Origin of the sequence: Paraburkholderia sp. MM5384-R2 (assembly GCF_014201025.1) — a bacterium.
Classification (GTDB): domain Bacteria; phylum Pseudomonadota; class Gammaproteobacteria; order Burkholderiales; family Burkholderiaceae; genus Paraburkholderia; species Paraburkholderia tuberum.
In genome coordinates this window covers 13,994-32,819 of record NZ_JACHDI010000014.1, presented here as the reverse complement: position 1 = coordinate 32,819, position 18,826 = coordinate 13,994, and the positions used below count along the sequence as shown (strand labels likewise).

Below are 18,826 nucleotides of genomic sequence, written 5' to 3'. Positions count from 1 at the left end.
CACATGTCGAACCCGCCGCACGAGGCGCCCGCACTTACCGCTCACGAAGAACATCCCGGCTGGCGCGCGTTTTTGAATACGCGCATGCTGATTTGCGTCTTTCTCGGCTTCACGTCGGGATTGCCGCTGTTTACGCTCGTCTACCTCGTGCAGGCGTGGCTGCGCTCGGAAGGCGTCAATCTGAAGGAAATCGGTCTCTTCGCGCTGATCCAGTTTCCGTACACCTGGAAATTCGTCTGGGCACCGCTGATGGACCGCTACGTGCCGCGCGTGCCCGGTTGGCGGCCCGGCAGACGGCGCGGCTGGATGCTCGTGACGCAATTGCTCGTGGCCGGCGCGATGGCGACGCTCGGTTTCGTGTCGCCACGCGAATCGATCTGGAGCGTCGCCGCGCTGACCGCTCTGGTCGCGTTCTTCGGCGCGAGCTCCGACATCGTGATCGACGCGTACCGGCGTGAATTGCTCAGCGACACGCAGCAGGGCCTCGGCAACGCGGTGCACGTGAACGCGTACAAGATCGCGGCGCTCGTGCCCGGTTCGCTCGCGCTGATTTTGTCCGATCATCTGCCGTGGAGCACCGTCTTCATCGTGACGGCCGCGTTCATGCTGCCGGGCGTTCTGATGACGCTGGTGGTGCGCGAGCCCGAGGTGCACGGCGAGCCGCCGAAGAATCTGCGCGAGGCGATCGTCGAGCCGTTCAGGGAATTCATTCAGCGCGACGGCTGGCGCGCTGCCCTTTTCGTGCTCGGCTTCATCTTCCTGTACAAGCTCGGCGATACGATGGCGACCACGCTGTCCACGTCGTTCTTCCTCGACATCGGCTTTTCGCGCACGCAGATCGGCGTGATCGCCAAGACCACGGCGTTCGGCGCGAGTCTCGCGGGCGGCATCGTCGGCGGGATCTGGCTGATGAAGATCGGCATCGGCCGCGGCTTGTGGATCTTCGGTTTGCTGCAGATGGTGTCGACGCTCGGCTTCGCGTGGCTCGCGCATCTCGGCCCGGATTCGCCCGGACTTGCCGCGATTTACAACATTGCCGTCGCACTGAGCCAGGGGACGACGAAGCTGCTGTCGTTCGTCGGCATCGACTGGAGCGTGCAGCTCGATCCACGCTCGGTCGCGCTCGCGCTCGTGTACGGCTTCGAGACCTTCGCCACCGGTCTCACGATGGCCGCGTTCACCGCGTATATCGCGAGCACCACCGATCCGCGCTACACCGCGACGCAGTTCGCGCTGTTCACGAGCCTCGCGTCGGTGCCGCGCACGCTCGCGTCGGCGGCGAGCGGCTATGTGGTCGCGCGGATGGGCTGGTTCAACTACTTCATCCTCTGCACCGCGCTCGCGGTGCCCGGCATGCTGCTGCTGGTGCGTATCGCGCCGTGGAGGGAACGGTCGTGAAGGTACCGATTCCGACCCGCGCGCGCCGCACCGCACTCGGCGCCGTAAGCGTCCTCGGTTGCGCGAGCGTCGCGCTGGCGATGCCGGCGGGCGCCTATGCGGCCGGCACGCCGGCGATTGGCGCGAGCCCGGTGAGCGGCGCGCAAGCGCCCGCGCCGGCCGCCGCCGCCGCCGCCGCGACCACCAGCGGTGCGACGCCCAACCCGGCCCCGATGCCTGCGGCCAGGTCCGCGACCAGCGGCACCAGCGCCGCGGAAAACGCGACTTCGGCTGCAGCCGGCAACAGCGGCAACAACAGCGCCGGCGGTGCCAAACCTGGCGCGGATAACAGCACCGGTGCCAACGCCGGTGCCCCGAGCACGCCCAGCGCTAGCGGTAGCGCTCCGGGCGCCGCTACTTCCGGCTCCGCGCCGCAGCCCGCGCACGCCCCCGCCACCGCCAAAGCGCCCGCCGCGGCATCGGCCCCCGCGGCCGTCCCGCCGCCCTACTACGTGAGCCCGCAACTGCGCTACGGCGGCTACATCGTGTTCCGCAACCTGATCCCGTCGTCGATGCTCGAGGCGCAGGCCGCCGAGGAGTTCAACCAGATCGTCTACGGCGCCAGCCACGCGAACCGCCTGTACGGCGATACGGACGCGCGCGTGACGCGCGTGCGCTCGATCATCGACCGGATGATTCCGTACGCGTTGAAATGGAACGAGCGAGCCAAGCTCTGGAAGTGGGAAGTCGCGGTGGTGCGCTCGAACGACATCCGCATGTACTGCCTGCCGGGCGGCAAGATCGTCGTCTATAGCGGGATTCTCGATCGCGTCCGCCTGAACGACAACGAGGTCGGCATGCTGATCGGCCATGAGATCGCGCATGCGTTGCGCGAGCACGCGCGCATGCGGCTCGGTCAGTTGCAGGCGAGCCAGCTCGATTCGTCCGGCACGATTCCGCAACTGTTCGGCCTCGCCGATCTGGGCATGGCGCCGCTCGGCATCGGTTCGCGTCTGCTGGAAATGAAGTACGAGAGCACCGACGAAACCGAAGCCGACGTGATTGGCAGCGATATCGCGTCGCGCGCCGGCTTCGATCCGCGCGCGGCGGTCACGCTGTGGGATAAGCTCGCGAAGGCGACGCGCGGCAGTCGCGAGCAGGGCTTCATCTACGTGCACCCGTACACGCCGGCGCGCCGCGACGACATCATCAAGCGGCTGCCGGACATGCTGCCGCTGTACGCGAAGGCAATCGGCAAGAGCGTCGACGAGTTGCCCGATTATGCAGGCATCGGTCGGCCGACCCGCAAGCCGGCGCGCGACTGATACCCCGGTTCTACGACTGCCGGCGGGCCACGGCGCTGCACGCGTCGCGGCCGGTGGGCTTACTTTTTGACCTTATGGTCGTAGTCGACGGTCAGCGGCGCATGGTCGCTGAACTTGATGTCGCGGAACACGTCGGTGCGCTTCGCCTTGCTTGCGATGCCCGGCGTCGCGATCTGGTAATCGATCCGCCATCCGACGTTCTTCGCATACGCCTGACCGCGATTGCTCCACCACGTGTACTGCTCGGGCCGCTGGTCGAGCGTGCGGAACACGTCCACATAACCGACTTCGTCGAACAGTTTGTCGAGCCATGCGCGCTCTTCGGGCAGGCAGCCCGAATTCTTCTGGTTGCTCTTCCAGTTCTTGATGTCGATTTCCTTGTGCACGATGTTCACGTCGCCGCACACGATCACCTCGCGCTCCTTCGCCAGTTCGGCGAGATGCGGCATGAACTCGTCCATGAAACGGAACTTGGCCTGCTGGCGCTCGTCGCCGCTCGACCCCGACGGCACATACACCGAGACCACCGACAGCTTGCCGAAACGCAGTTCGACATAGCGCCCTTCCGGGTCGAACTCCTCGCTGCCGAAGCCGATGACCACTTCGTCCGGCTCATGACGCGTATAGACGCCCGCGCCGCTATAACCTTTTTTCACCGCATGCTGGAAATAGCCGGTGAAATCGTGCGGCGCCATGAACTCCGGCGTCATGTCGTCCTGCGCGCATTTGATTTCCTGCACGCAAAGCACGTCGGCGCCCTGTTCGCCGAACCAGTCGAAAAAGCCCTTCTTCGCCGCCGAGCGGATGCCGTTGAGGTTGGCGGTAATCACACGCAACATGTCGTTCCTCTTTTGTTCGATTCGTTTCTGAAGCCAAGGGGCAAGGCCGCGTTCACTCGACCTTGATGCCCTTCAGCGATTCCTTGGCCGGCGGATATTCGAGCTTCAGCGCGTCGAGCGTGCGCAGCAGCAGTTCGGCGACCATCAGGTTGCGATGCGTCTTCGAGTCGGCCGGAATCACGTACCACGGCGCGTATTCGGTCGACGTGGCGGCCAGTGTCTCGCGATACGCGGACTGATACGCGTCCCACTGCTTGCGCGCTTCGAGATCCGACACGTCGAATTTCCAGTGCTTCAGCGGATCGTCGATGCGCTCCTGCAAACGCACACGCTGCTCGTCCCTTGAAATGTGCAGCATGCACTTGAGAATCGTCGCGCCGCTGTCGGCTAGCATCTCCTCGAACTGACGGATGTGGCGGCACCGCTGCTGGAACGCCGCGGCGTCGAGCGCGCCCAGCACGGTCGGCACGAGCAGGTCTTCGTAGTGACTGCGGTTGAAGATCGTCAGCTCGCCGGCCGCGGGTGCCTGCGAATGCACGCGCCACAGGAAGTCGTGTGCGAGTTCGACGGGCGTCGGCGCCTTGAACGGCACGATGCGCAAGCCGAGCGGATCGACTTCGTGAAATACCGCGCGGATCGTGCCGTCCTTGCCGCTCGTGTCCATGCCTTGCAGCACTAGCAGAATGCGGCGCTTGCGCTGCGCGTGCAGCCGCTCCTGCAGGTTGTCGAGCAGCAGGCCTACTTCCGACAGACGCGCGCGGTCCGCGTCTTTCGAGCCGCTCGAAAACGGCTTCGCCTTCGGATCGAAATGGTCGAGCGAGAAGTGGTTTTTTTTCTTGCCGTCGTCGAAATACGGCACGCGGAAATCGTCGAGATCGGGTTGCTTTGTCATGCATACACTCCAAGGTCTACGCTTACCTATGCTTAACCGGCTCAAGCGAGTCCGCAAAATAAAACGGGCCGTTGCCCTGCTTGGATCCGGCAACGGCCCGTGGTGACACGGGCGCGATCACGCCCGGCCCGCGGCACTTCAACTCAGGACAACTTCTTCTTGAGCAATTCATTGACCTGAGCAGGGTTGGCCTTACCCCTGGTTGCTTTCATCGCCTGACCGATCAGCGCGTTGAACGCCTTTTCCTTGCCGGCGCGATATTCGTCGACCGACTTCTGGTTCGCGGCGAGCACTTCGTCGATGATCGCTTCGAGCGCGCCGGTGTCCGAAATCTGCTTCAACCCTTTCGCCTCGATGATGCGATCGGCGGCGGCTTCGTCGGTGGCCTTCTCTTCCCAGATCGCGAGGAAGATTTCCTTCGCGATCTTGTTCGAGATCGTACCGTCGGCAATACGTTGCAGAACCAGCGCCAGCTGCGCGGCCGAGACCGGGCACGCGGCAATGTCGAGGCCTTCGCGATTGAGCTGCGACGACACTTCACCCATCACCCAGTTCGCCGCGACCTTCGCGTTGGCCGCACCGAACCTGGCGACCACCGCTTCGTAGTAAGCGGCCGTCGCCTTGCTCGAGGTCAGCACGTTCGCGTCGTACGGCGTGAGTCCGTACTGCGACACGAAGCGCCGCTGGATCGCTTCCGGCAGTTCCGGCATCTCGCTCTTCACGCGCTCGACCCACGCGGCGTCGATCACGAGCGGCATCAGGTCGGGGTCGGGGAAATAGCGGTAGTCATGCGCGTCTTCCTTGCTGCGCATCGAACGCGTCTCGCGCTTGTCCGGATCGTACAGACGCGTTTCCTGCACCACCGTGCCGCCGTCTTCGATCAGCTCGATCTGGCGACGCACTTCGTACTGGATCGCTTCTTCGAGGAAGCGGAACGAGTTCAGGTTCTTGGTCTCGGTGCGCGTGCCGAATTCCTTCTGGCCGACCGGACGCACCGACACGTTCGCGTCGCAGCGGAACGAGCCTTCCTGCATGTTGCCGTCGCAGATGCCAAGCCACACGACGAGCGTGTGCAGCGACTTCGCGTAGGCAACGGCCTCGGCCGCGCTGCGCATTTCCGGCTCGGTGACGATTTCGAGCAGCGGCGTGCCGGCGCGATTCAGGTCGATGCCGGTCATGCCCGCGAAGTCTTCGTGCAGCGACTTGCCCGCGTCTTCCTCGAGGTGGGCGCGCGTCAGGTTGATGGTTTTCTCGTACGCTTCCTTGCCCGCCTTTTCATTGGCCGGCACCTGGATCGTCACCTGACCGCCCTGCACGACGGGAATTTCGTACTGGCTGATCTGGTAGCCCTTCGGCAGGTCGGGGTAGAAATAATTCTTGCGCGCGAAGATGCTGCGCGGTGCCACCGTTGCGCCGATCGCGAGGCCGAACTGAATGGCGCGTTCGACCGCGCCGCGGTTCATCACCGGCAGCGTGCCCGGCAGGGCCAGATCGACGGGGCTGGCCTGCGTGTTCGGCGCGGCGCCGAATTGCGTCGCGGTGCCCGAGAAGATTTTCGAACGCGTCGACAACTGCGTGTGGGTCTCCAGACCGATCACGACTTCCCATTGTTTGGTCATGGTGCTCACACTCCTGCCGGTGCCTGACGGTGCCAGTCGGTCGCGCGCTGGAACGCGTCGGCCACCTGCAGCATCCGGGCTTCGTTGAAATAGTTGCCGATGATCTGCAGACCGACCGGACGCTGCGCGTTCGCGCCCGCGCCGAAACCGCACGGCACGCTCATGCCCGGCAGGCCGGCGAGGCTCACCGACAGCGTGTAGATGTCGGCCAGATACATCTGCACCGGATCGTCGCCCTTCGCGCCGATGTCCCACGCCACCGACGGCGCGACCGGCCCCATGATCACGTCGCACTGGCTGAACGCTTGCTGGAAGTCCTGCGCGATGATGCGGCGGATCTTCTGCGCCTGCAGGTAGTACGCGTCGTAGTAGCCGTGCGACAGCACGTAGGTGCCGACCAGAATGCGGCGCTTCACTTCCGGGCCGAAGCCTTCGGCGCGCGACTTCTTGTACATGTCGAGCAGATCGCGGTACTCGGCCGCGCGATGGCCAAACCGCACGCCATCGAAACGCGACAGGTTCGACGATGCTTCGGCCGGCGCGATCACGTAGTAGACCGGGATCGACAGTTCGGTCTTCGGCAGCGACACCTCGACCAGCGTCGCGCCGAGCGCTTCGTACTGCTTCAAGGCGGCATCGATCGACGCGCGCACGTCGTCGGCGAGACCGGGGCCGAAATACTCCTTCGGCAGGCCGATGCGCAGACCGGCGAGCGGCTTGTCCGTGCCGCCGTCCTGCCACGACTTGCCGAGATAGCGCGTGTAGTCCTCGTGCTCGTGCGAGAGGCTCGTCGAGTCGCGCTCGTCGAAGCCGGCCATCGCGTTGAGCAGCGTCGCGCAGTCCGCGGCGCTTTGCGCCATCGGGCCGCCCTGGTCGAGCGACGACGCGAACGCGATCATGCCGTAGCGCGACACCCGGCCGTACGTCGGCTTGATGCCGGTGATGCCCGAGAACGACGCCGGCTGGCGGATCGAGCCGCCGGTGTCGGTGCCGGTCGCGGCAGGCGCGAGACGCGCAGCCACGGCGGCAGCCGAGCCGCCCGACGAACCGCCCGGCACGGCCTTGCGGTCCCACGGATTCTGCACGGCGCCGAAATACGAATTCTCGTTGGACGAACCCATCGCGAACTCGTCCATGTTGGTCTTGCCCACGCACACCATGCCGGCGTTCTGCAGACGCGCGACCACGGTCGCGTCGAACGGGCTTTCGTAGTTCGCGAGCATCTTCGAGCCGGCCGTGGAGCGCCAGCCCTTCGTGACGAACACATCCTTGTGCGCGATCGGCAGGCCGACCAGCGGGCCCGCATGGCCGGTGTGCAGCAGCGCGTCGGCGGCTTTCGCCTGCGCGAGCGTCAGTTCCGGATCGACCTGAATGAACGCGTTCAGGCTATTGGCCGCGTCGATCCGCTTCAGGTACAGCTTCGCCAGTTCGACTGCGGAGCATTCCTTGGCCGCGAGCGCGGCGCGCAGTTCGCTCAAAGTTTTTTCATGCATTGCGTTTTATCCTGGAAAGCGCGGCAGCGTGGTCACGCCGCCGTGGAGGCGTTCGGTTGCCCGTCGGCAGACCGGCCCGGCAAGGTTCGCCGCGACGACGCGCGTCTGGACCACGGAGGCTCGCGCCGACGCAGACCCGGGGTCTGCCGGGCGGGTCTTATTCGATCACCTTCGGCACGAGGTACAGGCCGTCCTGAACGGCCGGCGCGGGGCGCTGGAAAGCCTCGCGCTCGACCGTCTCCGTGACGGCGTCGTCACGCAGACGCAGCGCGACGTCTTCGATCTGCTCGATCGGGTGGGCGAGCGGCGCGATGCCGGTGGTATCGACCGCCTGCATCTGCTCGACGAGGCCGAAAAAATCATTGAGCTGGGCACGCGTGCGCTCGGCGTCGGCATCGGCCAGTTCGAGTCGCGCGAGATGCGCGATGCGTTTTACATCGATCAGGGTCAGAGCCATGCAGTCACCGGAAAGGGTGGAATGTCACAACAGTTAAAAAGTCGCGTTGTAACAGCGGGTTACGACAAGATAGGACAATCCGGAAAAAGGAGCGGCAATGACAAAATGTGCGCTCCGTTTCCTTCAAAACATCCAAAATTATAAGGTATCATTACGCGTTCGACCCAAACCCGGACCGACTTACCAAGGCCTTACGGACAATTCCAAGAACGTCCGGCGCTTTCCGCCCTGGCTTTGCAACGGCCTCCGGTAGACTCCCCCGCGGCTTCAAGTTCATGTGGCGTCGCTACCGCCCGGTTGAAGCTGTTATTTTTCCGCTGCCGCCCTACGCATACGGTGCGAGGCCCGGCCCCCAGCGAGACAGGATTTTGAATGTTCGGTTTTTTGCGCAGCTACTTCTCCAACGATCTGGCGATTGACCTCGGCACCGCCAACACCCTTATCTACATGCGCGGCAAGGGCATCGTTCTCGACGAACCGTCGGTCGTGTCGATCCGCCAGGAAGGCGGCCCCAACGGCAAGAAGACCATTCAGGCAGTCGGCAAGGAAGCCAAGCAGATGCTCGGCAAGGTGCCGGGCAACATCGAGGCGATCCGCCCGATGAAAGACGGCGTGATCGCCGATTTCACAGTCACCGAGCAGATGATCAAGCAGTTCATCAAGACTGCTCACGAATCGCGCATGTTCTCGCCGTCGCCTCGCATCATCATCTGCGTGCCGTGCGGTTCGACCCAGGTCGAGCGTCGCGCGATCAAGGAAGCCGCGCACGGCGCGGGCGCCTCGCAGGTGTATCTGATCGAAGAGCCGATGGCTGCCGCGATCGGCGCGGGCCTGCCGGTGTCGGAAGCAACGGGTTCGATGGTCGTCGACATCGGCGGCGGCACGACAGAAGTCGGCGTGATCTCGCTCGGCGGCATCGTGTACAAAGGCTCGGTGCGCGTCGGCGGCGACAAGTTCGACGAAGCGATCGTCAACTACATCCGCCGCAACTACGGCATGCTGATCGGCGAACAGACCGCCGAAGCCATCAAGAAGGAAATCGGCTCGGCGTTCCCGGGCTCCGAAGTCAAGGAAATGGAAGTGAAGGGCCGCAATCTGTCGGAAGGCATTCCGCGCAGCTTCACGATCTCCAGCAACGAAATCCTCGAAGCGCTGACCGATCCGCTGAACCAGATCGTGTCGTCGGTGAAGATCGCACTGGAACAGACGCCGCCGGAACTCGGCGCGGACATCGCCGAGCGCGGCATGATGCTGACCGGCGGTGGCGCGCTGCTGCGCGACCTCGATCGCCTGCTCGCCGAAGAAACCGGCCTGCCGGTGCTCGTCGCCGAAGACCCGCTGACCTGCGTCGTGCGCGGCTCGGGCATGGCGCTCGAACGCATGGACAAGCTCGGCAGCATCTTCTCGTACGAGTAAGCGAGCCTTCCTCCCATGTCAGTAGCGCGGATCTGGCACACGGCCCCTTGCGGGCCGCTTTGTCGCTGGCTGGGCCGACCAGCCTCCGCTCGCTGACCGCGCGCGCCTTGCGCGTCGCCGTCTCACCCAACCGCTCACGCCCCCGGCGCCGACCATGGAATACAGTCCGCCGCCCCTGTTCAAGCAAGGCCCCTCCGCTCTGGCCCGACTGGTGTTCTTCGTCGTGCTGGCGCTCGCCCTGCTGATCTCCGATGCCCGCTTCCAGACGCTCGAAATCGTCCGCGGCGTGCTCGGCGCGGGTCTTTATCCTTTGCAGCGCGCAGCGCTCGTGCCGCGCGACATCTTCATGGGCGCCGCCGACCTCGCCGTGACGAGCGCCACGCTGCGCGACGAGAACGCGAAGCTGCGCGCGAAGGATCTGCGGCTGTCGCAGCAGGCCAATCTGGCCGCGTCGCTCGCCGCCGAAAATGGCCATCTGCGCGCGCTGATGCAACTGTCGCAGAGCCTCACCACGCAATCACTGCCCGCCGAAATCCAGTACGACACGCGCGATCCGTTCACGCAGAAGGTCGTGATCGGACGCGGCGCGCAGCAAGGCATCCAGAACGGCTCGCCGGTCGTCGACGAAGATGGCGTGATCGGCCAGGTCACACGGGTGTTCCCGCTGCAGGCCGAAGTCACGCTGCTGACGGACAAGGACCAGGCGGTGCCGGTCGAAATTCTGCGCACCGGCTTGCGCAGCGTGATCTACGGTACGCCGAAGGGCGACACGCTCGATCTGCGCTTCGTGCCGATCAGCGCCGACGTCCAGACCGGCGACGAGCTCGTCACGAGCGGCCTCGACGGCCTGTATCCGCCGGGGCTGCCGGTCGCGAAGGTGGTGCGCGTCGACAAGCAGGCCGACACCGCGTTTGCGCGCGTAGTCAGTCTGCCGGTCGCCGAGGTGCGCGGTGCGCGTCAGGTGCTCGTGCTGCACGTCCAGAACAACGCGCCGCCGCGCCCGGCGGACGAACCCGACGCGGCAACCGTCGCGAAGGAAGCGAAAGCGAAGAAGGGCGCCAAAGCAGCGGACGGCAAGGGCGCGTCGGACAAATCCGCCGCCAGGCCAGCCGACAGGAACGCCGCCGACAAAGCGGCAACCGAAAAGCCCGCGGCCAAATCCGTGGAAAAGGCGCCGGGCAAAGCTGCGGCCGACAAGAAGTCCGAAAAGCCCGCAGCCGACAGGAAAGCCGAAAAGCCGGCCGCCGCGAAGAACGTGAAGCCGCAAGCCGAGCCGGGGGCTCAGCCATGAATCGCCCGCAATACATCCTGCAGCCGGTCAACCCGTACTTCATCGCGTTCAGCCTCGCTTCCGCGTTCCTGCTGAACCTGATGCCGTGGGGGCGTCTCGCCGGCGTGCCCGATTTCGTCGCACTCGTGCTGCTGTTCTGGAATGTCCATCAGCCGCGCAAGGTGGGCATGGGCATCGCGTTTCTGCTCGGTCTGCTGATGGACGTGCACAACGCGAGCCTGCTCGGCGAGCACGCGCTCGCCTACACGCTGCTCTCGTACGGCGCGATCACGATTCACCGCCGCGTGCTGTGGATGTCGCTCGGCGTGCAAACGTTCGCGGTGATGCCGCTGCTCGTCGTCGCGCAACTGGTGCCGTTCGTGATCCGGTTGTTGACCGGCGCGGCGTTTCCGGGCTGGAGTTATCTGATCGACGGTTTCGTCGAAGCTGCGCTGTGGCCGGTCGCCAGCATCTTGCTGCTGATGCCGCAGCGCCGCCCCGCCGACCCGGACGATACGCGCCCCATTTGATCCCGCATCGGGCCCACCGGCCGCGGCCAGTTTGGGCGCACACTCTTGACGGCCGCATGCCGGCCTTTTGCAGAATCGCATGACCGAATTCAAGGACACTCAGCAGCAGCTCACGAAATTCCGCCTGCGCGTCGCGGCGGCTGGCCTGTTCGTGTTTGTCTGCTTCGGGCTGATCGGCTTTCGCTTCCTGTTCCTGCAGGTCTGGCACTACAGCAAGTACTCGCTGCAAGCCGATGAAAACCGCATCTCCGTCGCGCCGATCGTGCCGAACCGCGGCATTATCACCGACCGGAACGGCGTCGTGCTCGCGAAGAACTACTCGGCCTATACGCTCGAAATCACCCCGTCGAAGCTGAACGACACGCTCGATAACGTGATCGACAACCTCGCCACCGTCGTGTCGATCGATGCGCGCGACCGTCGCCGCTTCAAGAAGCTGCAGGAAGACTCGAAGAACTTCGAAAGTCTGCCGATACGCACGCGCCTGACCGACGACGAAGTCGCGCGCTTCACCGCGCAGCGCTTCCGCTTCCCTGGCGTCGAAGTGCGCGCGCGGCTGTTCCGCCAGTACCCGCTCGGGCCGACCGCCGCGCACGTGATCGGCTACATCGGACGGATTTCGCAACGCGACCAGGACCGCATCGACGACGCCAGCGATCAGAACGACAGCGATCCGGACCACTATGATCCGCGTCTTGACGCGAACAACTACAAGGGCACCGATTACATCGGCAAGATCGGCGTCGAGCAGAGCTACGAGACCGAGCTGCACGGCCAGACCGGTTTCGAGGAAGTCGAGGTGACGGCGGGCGGCCGCCCGGTGCGTACGCTGTCGCGCACCCAGGCGACGCCGGGCAACAACCTCGTGCTGTCGCTCGACATCGGCCTTCAGCAGGTCGCCGAGCAGGCGTTCGCCGGACACCGCGGCGCGCTCGTCGCGATCGAGCCGTCCACCGGCGACGTGCTCGCGTTCGTGTCGGCGCCGAGCTTCGATCCGAATTCCTTCGTCGACGGCATCGACCAGCAGACCTGGGACGAGCTGAACAACTCGCCGGACCATCCGCTCCTGAACCGGCCGCTGCACGGCACCTATCCGCCGGGCTCGACCTACAAGCCGTTCATGGCGCTCGCCGCGCTGACGCTGCACAAGCGCACGCCGAGCTGGGGCTTCCAGGACCCCGGTTACTACACGTTCGGCGGCCACACGTTCCGCAACGACGTGCGCTCGGGCCAAGGCTGGATCGACATGAACCGCGCGATCGTGGTGTCGAACGACACGTACTTCTACATGCTCGCGCACGATCTCGGCGTCAACAACATCGCGAACTTCATGAAGCCGTGGGGCTTCGGGCAGATCACCGGCATCGACATCGCCGGCGAAGCCAAGGGCATCCTGCCGTCGACCGACTGGAAGCGTCACGCGTACCGCCGCCCCGAGCAGCAGAAGTGGTACGAAGGCGAAACGGTCAGCCTCGGCATCGGCCAGGGCTACAACTCGTTCACGATCCTGCAGCTCGCCCATGCCACCGCAACGCTCGCGAACAACGGCGTCGTGATGAAGCCGCACCTCGTGCGCGACATCGAGAATCCGATCACGAAGGACACGCGGCCGGTGGTGCGCGATCCGAGCGACAAGATCGCGGTCAAGCAGCAGGACATCGACTTCATCAAGCGCGCGATGGAAGGCGTGGTCACAAACGGCACGGCGGCCAAAGTGTTCGCGGGCGCGCCATATCAGGCGGCCGGCAAGACCGGTACCGCGCAGGTGTACTCGCTGCAAGGCGCGAACTACAAAGGTCACGCGGTTGCGGAGAATTTGCGCGATCACGCGCTGTTCATCGCCTTCGCGCCGGCCGATCAACCGAAGATCGCACTCGCGCTGGTCGTCGAAAACGGCGGTTGGGGCGCGGAGGCGGCCGGTCCGATCGCGCGCAAGGTGCTCGACTATTACCTGGTCGGCAAGAACAAGCCCGGCGCGGAAGAAGCGGCTGTCGCGGTAGCGGCATCGACCACGCTCGAAGCATCCGCGCCGCAGGTCGGCGATACGCCTGCATCGCATGATGGCGCTCAGCCGCTCAAGATTGCGGCGGGCTTCAAGGCACTGCCGATGCCAGGGGCGGCGGCTGCCGCGATGGCCTCCGGGGCGTCGGCGGCCGTTGCGGCCTCGGGCGCGAATGACGCGTCTGCGCCGGTGGCGGCGTCGGCTGGCGCGGCGGCAACGGTGCCGGCCAGCGCGCCGGCAGCGGCTTCGGCCACCGCAGCGCGCGCGGCCTCAGCGGCCAAGCCGGCAGCGGCTTCGTCCGTGGCAAAGAAATCCGCGTCGCGTACGTCCGGCGCCCCGCACCGACCCCGTCCGGCAAGCGAGCCGGCGCCGAGCGTCGCGGCACCATCGCGCGAGGACAGTTTCCAGGGCGCGTCGCCGCGCCAGCCGGCCGTCGGCGGCATCGACGAATAAGGAGAAAGGCATGCAATTCGACAAGCGCGCCTGGCTCGAGCGCATCAAGCGGATGTTCGTAGGCTTCGACCGTCCGCTCGCACTGATCGTGTTTCTGCTGCTGTGCGTCGGCATCGTCACGCTGTACAGCGCGACACTCGACATGCCGGGCCGCGTCGAAGACCAGTTGCGCAACATCCTGCTCACCTTCGTGCTGATGTGGGGGCTCGCCAATGTGCCGCCCAATACGCTGATGCGCTTCGCGGTCCCGCTCTATGCGTTCGGGATCGCGCTACTGGTCGCGGTCGCGATGTTCGGCCTTACGCGCAAGGGCGCGAAGCGCTGGATCAACGTCGGCGTGGTGATCCAGCCATCGGAGATCCTGAAGATCGCCACACCGCTGATGCTCGCCTGGTACTACCAGCGCCGCGAAGGCGTGATGCGCTGGTACGACTACCTGGTCGGGTTCGTGATCCTGATCGTGCCGGTCGGCCTGATCGCGAAGCAGCCCGACCTCGGCACGGCCGTGCTCGTGTTCGCGGCCGGCCTGTTCGTGATTTACTTCGCGGGGCTGAGCTTCAAGCTGATCGTGCCGGTGCTGATCGCGGCCGTGATTGCGGTTGCGTCGATAGCGGCGTTCCAGGACAAGATCTGTCAGCCCGAAGTGCAGTGGCCGCTGATGCACGACTACCAGAAGCACCGCATCTGCACGCTGCTCGATCCGACCTCGGACCCGCTCGGCAAAGGCTTCCACACGATTCAAGCGGTGATCGCGATCGGCTCGGGCGGCCCGCTCGGCAAGGGCTGGCTGAAGGGTACGCAGGCACATCTGGAGTTCATCCCCGAGAAGCACACCGACTTCATCTTCGCGGTGTTTTCGGAAGAGTTCGGTTTGGCAGGCGGAATCGTGCTGCTCACGCTGTACATGCTATTGATCGCGCGCGGGCTCTACATCGCGGCCAACGGCGCGACATTGTTCGGGCGATTATTGGCCGGCTCGTTGACGATGGCGTTCTTCACGTACGCGTTCGTCAATATCGGCATGGTGAGCGGGATTCTGCCGGTGGTCGGCGTGCCGTTGCCGTTCATGAGTTACGGTGGCACCGCGCTGACTACATTGGGCGTCGCGGTCGGGCTGATCATGAGCGTCGCGCGACAGAAGCGGTTGATGCAGAGCTAACCCGTAGCTAGCGGCACGCAGCAAACGACAATGCAAAAAAGGGCGCTCGTTGCGAGCGCCCTTTTGCTTTATCGCCGCTTCGTTACTGCGGCTTCACTTCCTTCTGATCGCGCAGCTGCGCGCTCAACTGCTGATACTTCAGGCGCGCGGCCGGATCGCCCTGCGCCGCCGCGGCCGCGTAATATGCGCGCGCCACATTCAGATTCCGGTCCACACCATCGCCGCCACGCTCGTAGAACGAGCCGGTCACGTACTGCGCGGTCATGTCGCCGCCCTGCGCCGCTTTCTTGTACCAGACGAACGCCTGCTTGTTGTCACGCTCGGTACCGCGTCCGTCGAGGAACTGATTCGCGAGTGCGAGCTCCGCCTGCACATGGCCCTGCGCGGCCGCCTTCATGAACCAGCGATGCGCCTCCACCGGATCGCGCTCGACGAACTCGCCATCGTCGTACATCTTGCCGTACACGTATTGCGCATGCGACATGTTCGCGTCAGCGGCCTTGCGCAGCCACTTCTTGCCTTCGTCGACGTTGACCGGCGTGCCTTCGCCGTTGAGCAGCATCATCGCGTAGTTGAATTGCGCGAGCCGGCTGCCGCGCTCGGCGGCCTGGCGGAATTCGCTCAGCGCCGCGCCGAGATTGCCGGCGTTGTAGTCGGCCACCGCGGATTGCGTCTGCGGATCGTTCGCCTTGGCGACGTGATCCTGTGCATACGCGGCGTTCCACGCCCCAGTCGCGAGCAGCGCCACCGCCATGCTCACTTGCGCGGTCACTCGCCCGGCGCCCCCCTGCACTCTGCCGTTCATGACCTCACCTCCTGTAATGCCTGGCGCGTCGCGCGCAACATCCAGATCACGTCGGCGGCTAGCGCGACGAAGCGAAAACCGGCGTCGCGATGCTGCCACGCGCTCGCCACGTCCATCGCGAAGATGCCGGCGGCAATGCCGGCTTTGTCCGCCGCGCTGACGATACGCGCCATCGCCGCCTGCACGTCCGCGTGTTTCGCGTCGCCGAGATGACCAAGGCTCGCGGCCAGATCGGCCGGCCCGACGAACAGGCAATCGACGCCCGGCGTCGCCGCGATCTGCTCGACCTCCCGCAAGCCGCGCGCCGATTCGATCTGCACAATCGTCGCGATCTGGGCGTTGGCCGTCTGCACGTAATCACGCCGCATGCCGTAACCGGCCGCGCGCACGACGCCCGCGACGCCGCGCAGGCCGTCGAGCGCCTCGGCGGTCGGATATTGGGTGAGCCGCACGGCGCGTGCCGCGTCTTCGGCGGATTCGATGTTCGGGAACATCAGCGTGCGCGCGCCGGCGTCGAGCACGCGCTTGACGAGCCACGGCTCGCTCGCGGGCACCCGCACCACCGGCTCGCTCGGCAGATGGGCGGCGGCAATCGCGCGCAATTGCGACTCGACGCCGCCGCTATCGTTGGGCGCGTGCTCCATGTCGATCAGCAGCCAGTCGAAGCCGGCGTGCGCGAGTGCTTCGGCGGCGGCCTCGCTGCCGAGCGACAACCACAGCCCGATCAGCGGCGCGTTGTCCTTCAGACGTTGTTTGAGGGAGTTGGTGAAGGTGCTCATCGGCTGGCCTCGCGCAGGTTTGCAATGCGAAGCGGGGCCAGATAGTGGATCAGGCAGGCACCGGGGCGCTGACGGCCTCGTTGCCTGCTGCGACGCGATGCGGTGACCGGCATGTCTCGCTCCGTGTGTTGGTCGGAACGATAATACCGTGACAATAACGCGAGAAGTTCGTTCGCGCGGCGGGGCGTGGGTTCAGGTGGGAAGCGGGTCGCGGACCACCTCGGCCCAGCAATTCGGCGTCTCGTACAGACGCACCTTGTGCAGGCGCAGGTTCACGCCGTAGTGCGCGTCGTAGACGTTCGCGAGAATGTCGAACGCAATCGCGGCGAGGTTTTCGACGGTCGGAATGCGATCGATCACGACCGTCTTGTGATCCGCCATGCTGTCGAGGAAGCCACGCACCTGCGTGTCGCCTTCGTAGACGAGAAACGCGTGGTCCCACTTGTCGACCAGGTGCTCGTTGGCGAGCGACTTCACGTCGGCGAAGTCCATCACCATGCCGCGATCGGGCGCGCCTTCGGTGTCGACCAGATCGCCTAGCAGCGTGATTTCGAGCACGTAGCGATGGCCATGCAGATTACGGCACTGGCTGCGGTGATCGGGAATGCGGTGGCCCGCGTCGAATTCGAGTTTTCGGGTAATCGTCAGCACGGCAAATCAGGGAATGTTCAGATACTTGTGAGTCTGCATCGACAGGCGCCACTGCGGATGACGTTTGCACCAGTCGATCGCGAGCTTCGTGTTGATGTCGCGCGACGGGCCGTCCATCGGCTGGACGAGGAAATACTCGAAGTCGAGCTTGGCGTAGTCGGCGAGGCGCTGGTTGTCCTGCGGGATCACGACCTTCAGTTCGTTGCCCTTCGTCACGACGAGCGGCGCGTCGGCCTTCGGGCTCACGCAGATCCAGTCGATCGTGTCGAGCACCGGCAGCGAGCCGTTGGTCTCGATCGCGATCTCGAAGCCGGCCGCGTGCAGCGCGTCGACGAGCGGCTGATCGAGCTGCAGCATCGGCTCGCCGCCAGTGCACACGACGAAGCGTTCGCCCTCGCCTTGCGGCCATTGCGACGCGATCATCACGACCAGTTCGTCAGGTGTGCGGTACTTGCCGCCGTTCTCGCCGTCGGTGCCGACGAAATCGGTGTCGCAGAAACGGCAGACGGCGTCCGCGCGATCCTCTTCGCGGCCCGACCACAGATTGCAGCCCGCGAAACGGCAGAACACGGCCGGCCGCCCGGCATTCGCGCCCTCGCCCTGCAACGTGTAGAAAATTTCCTTGACCACGTACGTCATGCTGCTTTCTGTCCTGTGTTCCTGAATCAATGATGCTCAATGATGGGCGCTCTCGCGCGAGCCGTCAGACCGGCTCGGTGACTTTTTCGCCGGCGAGGTAGGCCTCATAGCCACGTTTGCGCAACCGGCATGCCGGGCATTCGCCGCAGCCGAAGCCCCACGAGTGCAACTCGGCCCGTTCGCCGACGTAGCAGGTATGCGTCTCGACGCGCACCAGTTCCACCAATGCGTCGCCGCCGAGCGCGCGCGCGAGGCGCCATGTGTCGGCCTTGTCGAGCCACATCAGCGGCGTCTCCAGCGCGAAACGCGCGTCCATGCCGAGATTCAGCGCGACCTGCAGCGCCTTCATCGTGTCGTCGCGGCAATCGGGGTAGCCCGAGAAGTCCGTCTCGCACATCCCGCCGACCAGCACCTGCAAACCGCGCCGATACGCGATGGCCGCGGCGATCGTCATGAACATCAGATTGCGGCCCGGCACGAAGGTGTTCGGCAACCCATTGGCCGTGGCTTCGATTTCGATCTCGCGCGTCATCGCGGTGTCGCTGATCGCGCCGAGCAGCGACAGGTCGATCGTGTGATCGTCGCCGAGACGATCGGCCCACGCCGGAAACGCACGCGCGACGGCCTGACGGAATCCTTCGCGGCATTCGAGTTCGACACGATGACGCTGACCATAATCGAAGCCGACCGTTTCGACCGTGTCGTAACGGTCGAGCGCCCACGCGAGACACGTGGCGGAATCCTGGCCGCCGGAAAACAGCACGAGCGCGCTACGCTTAGCGTCTTTGCGGATCACCGTGATACTCCGTGAATGAGAGTGCCACGTCGCGCTGCGCGAGGTGCGCCACGCAAGCAACGCGGCGCGACGTGTGCCGGCACTGTGCCGGCCCAAAGCAGTATAGGTCGCGCGTTGCGCGGGAACGTGGCTGGGCGCTTATACCGCCGATCGTCGGGCGAAGGATTGGGTGCTTCGGTGCGACATGCTCGGCACTGCATTCGCGCGGTACACGACCGCGTGCGACGCCTGCATGCAAGTCCTTGAACTGGCGCGATTTTATCACCCGACACCGAATGTCGCCGACGCCAGCTGTCCCACCCGCGCGGCTTCAACTGCATGGCA

The 18,826-nt window shown here is 65.1% G+C and carries 17 protein-coding genes; 7 read left to right on the top strand and 10 right to left on the bottom strand.

Features of this window, described 5'->3' with window-relative positions; translation table 11 throughout:
• Positions 1-3: 3 nt before the first annotated feature.
• On the top strand, positions 4-1,398 hold the full coding sequence (locus HDG37_RS21575) for an AmpG family muropeptide MFS transporter (RefSeq protein WP_184051138.1): 1,395 nt from the start codon (positions 4-6) through the stop codon (positions 1,396-1,398).
• A complete protein-coding gene (locus HDG37_RS38815; RefSeq protein WP_184051136.1) occupies positions 1,380-2,702 on the top strand; it encodes a M48 family metallopeptidase in 1,323 nt (440 codons plus the stop codon). The genes HDG37_RS21575 and HDG37_RS38815 overlap by 19 nt, the downstream gene beginning before the upstream one ends.
• A gap of 59 nt (positions 2,703-2,761) precedes the next feature.
• On the opposite strand, the gene HDG37_RS21565 is transcribed toward HDG37_RS38815, so the two are convergent.
• The 5 genes from HDG37_RS21565 to gatC form a co-directional block, all read right to left on the bottom strand.
• Complete coding sequence (locus HDG37_RS21565) at positions 2,762-3,541, bottom strand: exodeoxyribonuclease III (RefSeq protein ID WP_184051134.1); 780 nt, start codon at positions 3,539-3,541, stop codon at positions 2,762-2,764.
• Between the two features lie 52 nt (positions 3,542-3,593).
• On the bottom strand, positions 3,594-4,433 hold the full coding sequence (locus HDG37_RS21560) for a PPK2 family polyphosphate kinase (RefSeq protein ID WP_184051132.1): 840 nt from the start codon (positions 4,431-4,433) through the stop codon (positions 3,594-3,596).
• A 143-nt stretch (positions 4,434-4,576) separates the two neighbouring features.
• Positions 4,577-6,052, bottom strand: coding sequence for an Asp-tRNA(Asn)/Glu-tRNA(Gln) amidotransferase subunit GatB (gene gatB, locus HDG37_RS21555; protein WP_184051130.1), 1,476 nt, complete (start codon positions 6,050-6,052; stop codon positions 4,577-4,579).
• A 5-nt stretch (positions 6,053-6,057) separates the two neighbouring features.
• A complete protein-coding gene (gene gatA / locus HDG37_RS21550; protein ID WP_184051128.1) occupies positions 6,058-7,545 on the bottom strand; it encodes an Asp-tRNA(Asn)/Glu-tRNA(Gln) amidotransferase subunit GatA in 1,488 nt (495 codons plus the stop codon).
• A 157-nt stretch (positions 7,546-7,702) separates the two neighbouring features.
• Positions 7,703-8,002 (bottom strand): Asp-tRNA(Asn)/Glu-tRNA(Gln) amidotransferase subunit GatC, encoded by a 300-nt coding sequence (gene gatC / locus HDG37_RS21545; protein ID WP_184051126.1) that lies wholly within the window; start codon positions 8,000-8,002, stop codon positions 7,703-7,705.
• 372 nt (positions 8,003-8,374) lie between these two features.
• On the opposite strand from gatC, the gene HDG37_RS21540 reads away from it, so the two are divergent.
• The 5 genes from HDG37_RS21540 to rodA all read left to right on the top strand — a co-directional run bounded on the left by HDG37_RS21540 (position 8,375) and on the right by rodA (position 14,832).
• Entirely contained in the window at positions 8,375-9,418 is a 1,044-nt protein-coding gene (locus tag HDG37_RS21540) for a rod shape-determining protein (RefSeq protein ID WP_004189550.1), read from the top strand.
• A gap of 154 nt (positions 9,419-9,572) precedes the next feature.
• Positions 9,573-10,709 (top strand): rod shape-determining protein MreC, encoded by a 1,137-nt coding sequence (gene mreC, locus HDG37_RS21535; RefSeq protein WP_184051124.1) that lies wholly within the window; start codon positions 9,573-9,575, stop codon positions 10,707-10,709.
• A complete protein-coding gene (gene mreD / locus HDG37_RS21530) occupies positions 10,706-11,218 on the top strand; it encodes a rod shape-determining protein MreD (protein ID WP_018419085.1) in 513 nt (170 codons plus the stop codon). Before mreC ends, mreD begins: the two co-directional genes overlap by 4 nt.
• A 79-nt stretch (positions 11,219-11,297) precedes the next feature.
• The gene (gene mrdA / locus HDG37_RS21525; RefSeq protein WP_184051122.1) at positions 11,298-13,673 is read left to right on the top strand and encodes a penicillin-binding protein 2; all 2,376 of its coding nucleotides are present in this window, start codon (positions 11,298-11,300) and stop codon (positions 13,671-13,673) included.
• 10 nt (positions 13,674-13,683) lie between these two features.
• Entirely contained in the window at positions 13,684-14,832 is a 1,149-nt protein-coding gene (gene rodA, locus HDG37_RS21520) for a rod shape-determining protein RodA (protein ID WP_184051120.1), read from the top strand.
• 82 nt (positions 14,833-14,914) lie between these two features.
• On the opposite strand, the gene HDG37_RS21515 is transcribed toward rodA, so the two are convergent.
• The 5 genes from HDG37_RS21515 to queC form a co-directional block, all read right to left on the bottom strand.
• Positions 14,915-15,637, bottom strand: coding sequence for a tetratricopeptide repeat protein (locus tag HDG37_RS21515; protein WP_184051118.1), 723 nt, complete (start codon positions 15,635-15,637; stop codon positions 14,915-14,917).
• Positions 15,634-16,416 (bottom strand): HpcH/HpaI aldolase/citrate lyase family protein, encoded by a 783-nt coding sequence (locus HDG37_RS21510; protein WP_184051116.1) that lies wholly within the window; start codon positions 16,414-16,416, stop codon positions 15,634-15,636. The genes HDG37_RS21515 and HDG37_RS21510 overlap by 4 nt, the downstream gene beginning before the upstream one ends.
• Positions 16,417-16,608: 192 nt before the next feature.
• Positions 16,609-17,064, bottom strand: a complete 456-nt coding sequence (gene queD / locus HDG37_RS21505) for a 6-carboxytetrahydropterin synthase QueD (protein ID WP_184051387.1) — start codon at positions 17,062-17,064, stop codon at positions 16,609-16,611.
• Between the two features lie 9 nt (positions 17,065-17,073).
• Positions 17,074-17,706, bottom strand: a complete 633-nt coding sequence (gene queE / locus HDG37_RS21500) for a 7-carboxy-7-deazaguanine synthase (protein ID WP_184051114.1) — start codon at positions 17,704-17,706, stop codon at positions 17,074-17,076.
• A gap of 64 nt (positions 17,707-17,770) precedes the next feature.
• Positions 17,771-18,502 carry a 7-cyano-7-deazaguanine synthase QueC gene (gene queC, locus HDG37_RS21495; RefSeq protein ID WP_184051112.1) on the bottom strand — a complete coding sequence of 244 codons (732 nt, stop codon included), beginning with the start codon at positions 18,500-18,502 and terminating at the stop codon, positions 17,771-17,773.
• Between the last annotated feature and the right edge of the window lie 324 nt (positions 18,503-18,826).